The 8,966-nt window shown below is 40.5% G+C and carries 11 protein-coding genes and 6 tRNA genes; all 17 read right to left on the reverse strand.

The window, feature by feature from the left end; translation table 11 throughout:
• Positions 1-1,707, reverse strand: a complete 1,707-nt coding sequence (locus QM382_RS05735) for an ABC transporter ATP-binding protein (protein WP_414272735.1) — start codon at positions 1,705-1,707, stop codon at positions 1-3.
• A 189-nt stretch (positions 1,708-1,896) separates the two neighbouring features.
• A complete protein-coding gene (locus QM382_RS05740; protein WP_414272736.1) occupies positions 1,897-2,598 on the reverse strand; it encodes a histidine phosphatase family protein in 702 nt (233 codons plus the stop codon).
• 58 nt (positions 2,599-2,656) lie between these two features.
• Positions 2,657-3,094 (reverse strand): competence type IV pilus minor pilin ComGG, encoded by a 438-nt coding sequence (comGG, locus tag QM382_RS05745; protein WP_414272737.1) that lies wholly within the window; start codon positions 3,092-3,094, stop codon positions 2,657-2,659.
• A complete protein-coding gene (gene comGF, locus QM382_RS05750; RefSeq protein WP_414272738.1) occupies positions 3,072-3,533 on the reverse strand; it encodes a competence type IV pilus minor pilin ComGF in 462 nt (153 codons plus the stop codon). The genes comGG and comGF overlap by 23 nt, the downstream gene beginning before the upstream one ends.
• A complete protein-coding gene (gene comGE / locus QM382_RS05755) occupies positions 3,496-3,798 on the reverse strand; it encodes a competence type IV pilus minor pilin ComGE (protein WP_414272739.1) in 303 nt (100 codons plus the stop codon). The genes comGF and comGE overlap by 38 nt, the downstream gene beginning before the upstream one ends.
• On the reverse strand, positions 3,761-4,195 hold the full coding sequence (gene comGD / locus QM382_RS05760) for a competence type IV pilus minor pilin ComGD (protein ID WP_414272740.1): 435 nt from the start codon (positions 4,193-4,195) through the stop codon (positions 3,761-3,763). Before comGD ends, comGE begins: the two co-directional genes overlap by 38 nt.
• The gene (gene comGC, locus QM382_RS05765; protein WP_414272741.1) at positions 4,158-4,481 is read right to left on the reverse strand and encodes a competence type IV pilus major pilin ComGC; all 324 of its coding nucleotides are present in this window, start codon (positions 4,479-4,481) and stop codon (positions 4,158-4,160) included. The genes comGD and comGC overlap by 38 nt, the downstream gene beginning before the upstream one ends.
• On the reverse strand, positions 4,482-5,498 hold the full coding sequence (gene comGB, locus QM382_RS05770) for a competence type IV pilus assembly protein ComGB (protein ID WP_414272746.1): 1,017 nt from the start codon (positions 5,496-5,498) through the stop codon (positions 4,482-4,484).
• A complete protein-coding gene (gene comGA, locus QM382_RS05775) occupies positions 5,446-6,387 on the reverse strand; it encodes a competence type IV pilus ATPase ComGA (protein WP_414272742.1) in 942 nt (313 codons plus the stop codon). The genes comGB and comGA overlap by 53 nt, the downstream gene beginning before the upstream one ends.
• A gap of 50 nt (positions 6,388-6,437) precedes the next feature.
• A complete protein-coding gene (locus QM382_RS05780; RefSeq protein WP_414272743.1) occupies positions 6,438-6,818 on the reverse strand; it encodes a DUF1033 family protein in 381 nt (126 codons plus the stop codon).
• Positions 6,819-6,981: 163 nt separating this feature from the next.
• Positions 6,982-8,133, reverse strand: a complete 1,152-nt coding sequence (gene nagA / locus QM382_RS05785) for an N-acetylglucosamine-6-phosphate deacetylase (protein ID WP_049494536.1) — start codon at positions 8,131-8,133, stop codon at positions 6,982-6,984.
• Between the two features lie 271 nt (positions 8,134-8,404).
• Positions 8,405-8,488 (reverse strand) — tRNA-Leu (locus QM382_RS05790).
• Between the two features lie 9 nt (positions 8,489-8,497).
• Positions 8,498-8,569: transfer RNA gene (locus QM382_RS05795), tRNA-Gln, on the reverse strand.
• 13 nt (positions 8,570-8,582) lie between these two features.
• Positions 8,583-8,655 (reverse strand) — tRNA-His (locus QM382_RS05800).
• 12 nt (positions 8,656-8,667) lie between these two features.
• A tRNA-Trp gene (locus tag QM382_RS05805) sits at positions 8,668-8,738 on the reverse strand.
• 6 nt (positions 8,739-8,744) lie between these two features.
• Positions 8,745-8,825, reverse strand: a tRNA-Tyr gene (locus QM382_RS05810).
• A gap of 15 nt (positions 8,826-8,840) precedes the next feature.
• Positions 8,841-8,913 (reverse strand) — tRNA-Phe (locus QM382_RS05815).
• Positions 8,914-8,966 lie beyond the last annotated feature (53 nt).

The raw sequence follows: 8,966 nt of genomic DNA on the forward strand, positions 1-8,966 counted from the left end.
CTACTCCTCCTTTCCTTTTTGCGTTTCGTAAATCTCACGATAAACTGGGTTTGTTGCGACCAAGTCAGCATGTTTTCCTTGGCCAATCAGTCGACCTTGATCAAGTACTAAAATTTTATCCGCATGCACAACAGAGCTAATCTTTTGCGCAATAATAATGGTGGTTGTTCCTTTCAAGTCCCTGTTGAGAGCTTCTTGTACCAAGCGTTCTGACTTAGCATCTAGTGCCGAAGTTGAGTCATCAAATATCAAGATTTTAGGATTGCTTACAACCCCACGCGCAATAGACATTCTTTGTTTTTGTCCACCAGAAAAGTTAGTCCCACGTTCCTCAACCGGACTTTCAAAGGCCAAGTCCATACGACTAATAAATTCACTGGCCTGGGCGATGCGAGCTGCGCGTTCCATTTCTGAAACTGTCGCATCTCCCTTACCTTGTCTGAGATTATCTGCGATGGTTCCACTAAAGAGAATGGCTTTTTGTAGGACGATAGAAACTGTCTTACGAAGCGTCCCTTCACTAACTGTCCGAATGTCCTTTCCACCAATCTTGATCGAACCTTGCTGAGGATCAAATAATCGTGGAATCAACTGAGCCAAGGTTGATTTCCCTGCACCAGTTGCTCCGACAACCCCAACCATTTCACCAGCTGCGATATCGAAGGATACATCTTTTAGGATAGGTTCTTCATCATTTGGATAGGTAAAGGTCACATTTTCAAAACTGAGACTTCCTTCCAATTCTTCATCTTCCACATCATTGAAAGTCATAGCTGGTTCTGTATCAAGGATTTCACGAATACGACGAAGGGAAATCATGGCACGAGTAACTGAGTTCCCCAAAAATCCAACCATGACGATGGTAAAGATAATCTGACTCAGGTAGTTTACAAAGGAAGCAATGGAACCAACTACTGACGGATCTGACTCTGCCATACCTGCTACAAGCCAGATTGAAAGAAAGACAGCCCCGTATGAAATCATCATCATTACAGGTTGAACGATAGAAAAGGCGTAGCCAATATAAAGGTTTTCACCCAGTAATTCATCGGATACCTGCGTAAACTTAGCAAACTGGTCTTTTTCTCGGACAAAAGACTTAACCACGCGCACACCACGTAAATTTTCTTTGGCAATGGCATTGATACGCTCCAATAAGGTCTGGAATTTTGCAAAGCGCGGTCCCATCATCCCCATCATAAGACCTGTCATGGCGACGATCAAAACGACCATAAGAACCAGCACCCACCACAACGAAGGTAGAGTGACAACGGCTAATATAAAGGAACCAATAAATAAAATCGGTAGTCGAAAGAGGATTTGGAAGGTCATCATAACGACGTTTTGAATCTGATTGATATCGTTGGTCATACGCACAACGAGGTTCCCTGCATTAAACTTCTCAATATTGGCGTATGAAAAAGTTTGAATCTTACGAAAGGCATCTTCACGTAAGTCAGACGAAACTCCTTGAGCAATGTAAGCTGCTAACACTACATTGATCCCACCTGCAACCAAACCAATCAAGGCAACAAGAATTAACCAAAAACCGATAGTATAAATAGCTTCATTATCACCTGTTAGTAGGGCCTCTAAAACCTCCTGCAAATAACGTGGTTGCAAGAGTGAACTCGTTACCATTAGACCTGTCATAACCAAGGAAGCCAGGGCCTGCCATTTATAGGCTTTTATTTTCTGAAACAGCATATTTCCCCCTTATAAGATAGACAAAAGGGGACGACAGTTCTGTCAGTCCCTTCTTATGCTTTCATGTTGATACTATTCTAACAAAAAAGAATGCTATTGTCAAAGCACTCAGCTCTCAGAAGCTTGTGCAAACACGACATTAGCATTCTATCAATCCTTTAAAAATTCTTCTAAATTTAGTGCTGAATTTTATTGTTCTGAACTATCTTGCTCGTCTAGCTTAACTCGTCCAATTTCACGGTAGCTACAGTCCCCAACAATTTTTACTGAAAACTGACCATCTTCGTACTCAAGAATCGTCACACTTCCGTTATCAAGACCATGTGGATGCATGCCGTTAATGAGGTAAACAATGGTACCAATAGTCATTCCATGGCTGACTACCAGGGCATTTCCTCCACCATTGGCTTCCATTTCCTTGGCAATGGCTTCAAAACCTTCCCAGATACGACCACTTAGCTTTTCCCATCCTTCAGCCCAGCCTGCAGTATCCACTTCGACCAAGCCTTCAGCTAGCTCCGCATAGGACAAACGATGCACATGATCGACATTAAAGATACGAGGAATGATGCCCATAAATAGGTCCCCATCATAAGCACCATCAAAACTACCAAAGCACCATTCACGGATTCGCTTATCCATACGATAAGGAATTTGCCCTGTTAAACCTAGTTCCTCAAGGATAATTCCCATAGTCTGGATGGTACGTCCTGAGTCACTCGAGTAAGCACGCTCAAAGGTTAAGCCTGACTCACGCAAACCAATTCCCAATTCGTGAATACCTCGCTCACCTTCAGCTGTTAAAGGAGTATCACTCCAGCCTTGAGCACGCCCAATCGTATTAAACATTGTTTTCCCATGACGCACTAGATACAATTTTACACTTGCCATTTTTGGTCCTCCATATGTATCTATTATAGCATGATTTCAGGTAAAAACCTCGCCCAAACTACTCTGTGTCGTTCTTTGAAGGTGCTAATTTGGAAGATCTAGCAGTCTCTTTTTTGCTCCCTTCTTCTGTTTTCTCCTCATTTCCTTCTTTAGACTTGTTTTCTGTTTTCTCAGACTTTTGACCGGTCTTTTTTAAAGGAGAAAAGTGAAATTCAAACTGATTTTTTCCTGTGTCAATAGTCGTTGTGAAGAATTTTTCGTCATTTCGATAAGTTGACTTCCCTACATTAAATGACTGCTCTCCATTTTCAGAAGAAGCTTTTTCATAGGTTCTCTTAGCCATAGCAAATGCAAGAAGTTTTTCTTTATTTAAGGCATAATCCTGATGATGTGCTAGTTGCCGATTTAGATAAAACTGCAACAAAAGACTAAAAATTCCAGCAATAGTGATAGCGTATAGGAGAACTCCTGCTCTAACTTTTTTCTTTTTCAACACGATAGATAAATTCCCTCTCTAGTCCCTTTTCAAACTGAAAGTGAAAGTGCAGATCCTGCCCTTTTTCTTGAATTCGAGCTGATTTTAGACCGTAGACCATGGGTTGATAACCACGTCCACTGGCATCTGTTTTCCGGAAATCATTTGACTTTGATTTACCCATGGAAATGGGTTTGCCGTCCTGTTTGAGGTAAAGCCTATCATTCTCCACTTTTTCAAATTGGGCTCGATTCAGCTCTCCTTCCAGCTGATCCACAAATAAGAGCCACTCTTTTTGCTCACTTCTCTGCTGGTTGCGAATCTCTGAAACCAAGAGCTGACTCATAGCTTGAAAGAGGAGTAAGCTACCACTAATAACGATAAGGGCAACTAAGGATTCTAAAAGTGTAAAAGCTCTGACCCTACTTGTCTTGAATCGCCAGTAATTTCTCCGTTCCATGGTATACCTCCAAACCTCGCTCATTCGAGACAACATGAATCGTAAGGCCATTGACAGTCAACTGCTTTTGTCCAGTCTGCAACGCCATACGTGCCACTCGCAAAACTTCTTCCTGTTTTAGAAGTTCTACTTCTCTTTTTCTACTTTCTTGAATTTGTCCCAGCAAGAGGGTTGCTATACTGGCAAAAATGGCTAGTGAAATCACTGCCTCTAGTAGAATAACAGCCTTAATTTTTTGCTTCTTGAATACGTTTAATCTTTCCATTTCCTAGATATAGTTGGTAGCGAACCACTTCTTTCCTTGTTTGAAATCTCACGCTAGCTAGAGACGAATTCCCTCCAGCCTTATCAAAGGTAATTGACTGATTGGACTGCAATTGAATGCCTTTAGGGATGGCTAATTTCTGATAGCCATTCCCAATACTTCTCTCTTCTAGCATTAAGTTCATCTTTTGCTGACTAGCCAGACTTCGCTTCTGTGTTTCTCGATAAAGTTCCTCAAACTCCATAAAGAAAATCTGTTCTTCCACAGCTGCAAAAGTTGATTGAACTGAACTTGACAAACCCAAGGCTAACAGGCTGACTATTCCTAAGACCAATAAACTTTCTAGCATGGTAAAGGCCCTAATCTGCAACTGACTGACTCTTATTTTGCTTGGCATGATACTCTTTATAGGCTTTTGCTTGCTCAGCAGTAATGCGTCCATCTGCCTGTAATTTACCTAGACTAGCATCTTCATTTTTATCCAGACTATAGAGTTCAGCCTGACTTTCTACTACCTTGACAACAGCTGCTTTCCCCTTATCATTGACTGCATCCTTTTGCTTAGTTAAGTTTGGCACAAACAGTAAGAGTAGGACGCTAATGATAAGAAGGACCACTAACATTTCTACCAGAGTGAACCCTTTTACCGTGGCTTTTTTTAATTTCATCATCATTTTTTTCATCTAAAAATTTACCTCCATATTTTGATACATTGGCAGCAACATGGCTGCGTACAATAAAACGATTAGCAGGGCTACAAAAATAAAGACCAGTGGTTGAACAAGGTTCATGGTCCGATTGACTCGGGTAAAGAAGGATTCCCAAGTTTTTTCCGCATATATTTCCAATTCGCTTCCCAACTTGGATTTAACCTCTCCGTATTCAATGATTAAACCCAACTCTCTTCTAAAGAAAGGATAATGTTGCACAACTTTCGAAAATTCATGCCCATTTTGCAAGGCTTGATCTAAATCGTATCCAATTTCCTTAAAAAGAGGATTCCCTTGCTCTTGCATCATCTGGAAAATCTGTGCCAACTCTAAACCTTGTCCAATCATATTTCCCCATTCTCTAGCATAATAGGCAGTTAGATAATACTGGATAAATACACCTAGAAAGGGGATTCTAGCTAGAAAAGAAAAGACTTGTATCTTCTTAGATTTTCTGTAGAATATCAGTCCTGTTAAAGATAGTAGACCTAACGCTAGAACAAGCCCAAGAAAAATCTGTGGCAAGTTACTAATCACTAAAGTAGCTATGTTACTACTATCCAGTTGGGGCAAGAGATAATTCCGCAAGCCCAACATAATGATTAGTAAGAAGCCTAGCAAAATAATTGGGTAGGTCGCAACTTCAATTAACTTCTTCTTGACCTTAGCAAGGTTATCCAAATATTCTTCAATTTTCCCCAAACTCAAATGGAGATTCCCATGAACTTCAGCCAGCGAAAGTTGCGTGACAATCGCACTCGAAAAACCTAAATTCCCCATCATTTCCGAGAAAGACTTCCCTTGCGAGAGCCCTAGGCGCATCTGCGATACATATTCCTTTTCCAACAAGAGACTTCTATCTAGAAAGGAAATGATTTCTACCAAGTGAAAACCACTAGAAAACAAATTGTTAAAGAGAGTGATAATTTTCTTCTGCTTACTGGTAGCTAATTTTCTCCGTTTCAGCTTGAAGGGCAGTGATATGTCCATCTTTAAGAAGCTGATCAATTTGCTCATTCCACTTTTCTGCCTGGTGTTCTGAATAATTTTGGTTTGCAAAATCAATAATTCCTCCTCCCCCGATTAGTCTCTGGTAGCAAACACCTTGTAAAACAACTGCGAGTTCATCTTCACTGACACCAAGTTCTAAAAGACGCTCATAGACCCCACGAATACTCTTTGCATGTATGGTCGAAAACACTGTAGCTCCCGTTAAACTCGCTCTTACAACAGCACGGGCTGTTTCGCTATCTCGAATTTCTCCAATGATTAAAAGATCTGGGCGGTGGCGCAAAGAAAGTTTTATCAAGTTTTCATAGCTCAGCCCAATAGCTTCATTGAGTTGTAATTGCAGCATCTCTTCTTGCTTAATCTCAACTGGGTCCTCAATAGACATAACCTGCTGTCCCTTGAACAATGACTTAGATAATTCATGCATTAAGGTAGTTTTACCACTTCCTACAGGTCCTGCAAATAGATAAAGGCCGCGTTGCCTAAAGCCCTTTTCTAGTTCCTTAAGGTCTTGAAACCAGAAGTGCAATTCTTGTTCTTCATCGTGCAAAAGGCGAATAACTAAACTTTCATGACCACGATAATCTCCTACCGTCGATAAGCGTAGTGAAGAAACCTTGCCATCATGCTGATAATCACAGGACCCAAGCTGACTACGACGCTTTTCTCCAACATTCATCCCCGCAATAAATTTAAAATGACTAATAACTGCGCCCAACTTTTCAAAGTCATAGCTATTAATCAAACGCCTTTCATCACCTATTCGCATATGCAACTCATAAACCTTGTCCTTGGGAATAAAATAGATATCCTGAGCTCCATCCTTTTTTGCGAGACTAATCAATTCTTGTGCAAGTGCTTGTACCATATTCCCTCCTCAGTTAATTATTCGAAGAAAATACAAAAAAAAGAACAACTTTATTCAAAAGTTGTTCCATCTTTTTTGATGCGACACGTCCGGTGGACTTCTAAACCAGTTTGTTTTTCATAACCCGGTCTGAATTTCTCATCTGGTATAACTTGACCATCTTCCAGTAAAGCCAAGGAATGATATTGCTGCAGAAATTCATCACATTCCTCACACCAACGCTTATCCTCCGGATTCCAAAATATGGTCATTAAGTCTCCTCGACTTTTATATAGTGGAATTTTCTTTTCCAGTTCAAACCAGCAAGATTTATAATACTTCAAGGCATCATAGTAATTTTCAAATTTCTTACTACTAATGACGTCTTCTTCCCATCCTTCTATGAACCACCAAGGTTCAAAATCCCCGTACATTTCTATAACTCGATACATAGTTTCATTTCCTTTGTATCGTATATTATAGCGAAATTTTAAGAACAATGAAAGAAATTTGCTCGTTTTCAACAATAACCTTAGAGTATTTTTCTTCGACTAAATCAATCTATAAATTATCAAAATAAAAGCAGCAACTAAAACTAGTCACTGCTTTATGTTTCTATGCTTGATAACGTTTTTCACCATCAAGGTAAGTTGCTACCAATTCCAAATCCTTATCAAGAACGATAAAGTCAGCATCGTAGCCTTCGCGAATTTGTCCACAAACGTCATCAATATGAACTGATTTTGCTGGGTTGAGACTGGCCATCATAACTGCTTCATGTGGATTTGCAATGCCCCATTCAACAACATTTTTCAAACCGTCTTTAAGTTTGAGAATAGAACCTGCCAAGTTCCCAGTAGATTTGAGACGTGCAGTACCATTTGCAACCACAACTGGGAATTCTCCTAGCATGTAGTCACCATCTTGCAAACCACCCGCTGTCATACAATCAGTGATAAGAGCAATATTTTCAGTACCTTTTTGTTTAAGTAGGATGTCACAAGCCTTAGGATCAACGTGATGCCCATCGCAAATCAATTCAGCATAAGTATGTGGCAATTCATACATAGCACCAACCATACCAAGCTCACGGTGAGTTAATCCACGCATACCATTATAAGCATGAACCCAAACACTTGCACCGGCATCAACAGCTTTTTTAGCTTCATCAAATGTTGCATTCGAATGACCGAGAGCAACGGTAACACCTTCTCCAGTAATAGTACGTACAAAGTCTTCTACACCTTCACGTTCTGGAGCAAGCGCAATCTTATTAAGAAGACCATTAGCAGCCTTCTGCCAAGCACGAAACTCATCCATTCGAGGATCCTTCATGTAAGCTGGATTTTGAGCTCCCTTATACTTTTCAGTAAAATAAGGACCTTCAAAATAAATACCACGAATCTTAGCACCGGTAGCTTCTTGGTAACGAGCCCCAATATTTTCAGTTACTGCTAATAACTGCTCATATGAAGATGTCAAAGTTGTTGGTAAAAAGCTTGTAACACCTGTACTAAGAAGCCCTTCACTCATAGTATGAAGCGTTCCTTCAATGTTATTATCCATAACATCGACTCCACCAAAACCATGAATATGAGTATCCACAAGACCAGGTGCAATACTATAACCACTATAGTCAATAATTTCAGCACCCTCAGATACTTGATCCACATGCTTACCAAATTTACCATCAACTAGTTCTAGAAAACCGTCACGGCGAACACCATGAGGATAGAAAAATTGATCCGCTTTAATATATTTAGGCATAATGATAACCTCCGTAATTCATTTTTCTGATATTAATTATGTCAATTACATTATAAACCTTTCTGTGTAATTTGTAAATGGTATAGACCTATTATAGTTAAATTTATAAAGAAATAAATTAAGATTTAGTAAAAATATAGTAAAGTAATATTAAACATTGAAGTTTATAATAAAATATAGAAAAAATATAAGTAATTTTAAGTAACTCAGCGTTACAAATTCAACAAATAAAAGAAAAAGACAAGGTCCGAAAACCTTGTCTTTAATACTATACCGGCGGCCGGGGTCGAACCGGCACGTCCTTGCGGACACTGGATTTTGAGTCCAGCGCGTCTGCCAATTCCGCCACGCCGGCAAATAGTAACTGGGGTAGCTGGATTCGAACCAACGCATGAGGGAGTCAAAGTCCCTTGCCTTACCGCTTGGCTATACCCCAATAATATAAAATAGGCGAGTGATGGGGATCGAACCCACGCATGCCAGAGCCACAATCTGGTGTGTTAACCACTTCACCACACCCGCCATACTATTAAACACGGGCAGTAGGAATTGAACCCACACTGAAGGTTTTGGAGACCTTAGTTCTACCTTTAAACTATGCCCGTAGAGGATGGAAGGGGAGGGATTCGAACCCCCGAACCCGAAGGAGCGGATTTACAGTCCGCCGCGTTTAGCCTCTTCGCTACCCTTCCGTATGATTTAAAAAATGGCGCGAGACGGAATCGAACCGCCGACACATGGAGCTTCAATCCATTGCTCTACCAACTGAGCTACCGAGCCAATATTGCGGGAGCAGGATTTGAACCTACGACCTTCGGGTTATGAGCCCGACG

The sequence above is a fragment of the Streptococcus infantis genome, from assembly GCF_047465185.1.
GTDB classification, from domain to species: Bacteria; Bacillota; Bacilli; order Lactobacillales; family Streptococcaceae; genus Streptococcus; species Streptococcus infantis_O.

Bases quoted from the DNA above. Each gene is read 5' to 3' on its own strand.
- comGB (WP_414272746.1), bottom strand. From the start codon at position 5,498: ATGGACATATCACTGCCCTTCAAGCTGAAACGGAGAAAATTAGCTACC.
- comGC (WP_414272741.1), bottom strand. From the start codon at position 4,481: ATGAAAAAAATGATGATGAAATTAAAAAAAGCCACGGTAAAAGGGTTC.
- QM382_RS05740 (WP_414272736.1), bottom strand. From the start codon at position 2,598: ATGGCAAGTGTAAAATTGTATCTAGTGCGTCATGGGAAAACAATGTTT.
- comGA (WP_414272742.1), bottom strand. From the start codon at position 6,387: ATGGTACAAGCACTTGCACAAGAATTGATTAGTCTCGCAAAAAAGGAT.
- comGF (WP_414272738.1), bottom strand. From the start codon at position 3,533: ATGGAACGGAGAAATTACTGGCGATTCAAGACAAGTAGGGTCAGAGCT.
- nagA (WP_049494536.1), bottom strand. From the start codon at position 8,133: ATGCCTAAATATATTAAAGCGGATCAATTTTTCTATCCTCATGGTGTT.
- QM382_RS05735 (WP_414272735.1), bottom strand. From the start codon at position 1,707: ATGCTGTTTCAGAAAATAAAAGCCTATAAATGGCAGGCCCTGGCTTCC.
- comGE (WP_414272739.1), bottom strand. From the start codon at position 3,798: ATGGAAAGATTAAACGTATTCAAGAAGCAAAAAATTAAGGCTGTTATT.
- comGD (WP_414272740.1), bottom strand. From the start codon at position 4,195: ATGCCAAGCAAAATAAGAGTCAGTCAGTTGCAGATTAGGGCCTTTACC.
- QM382_RS05780 (WP_414272743.1), bottom strand. From the start codon at position 6,818: ATGTATCGAGTTATAGAAATGTACGGGGATTTTGAACCTTGGTGGTTC.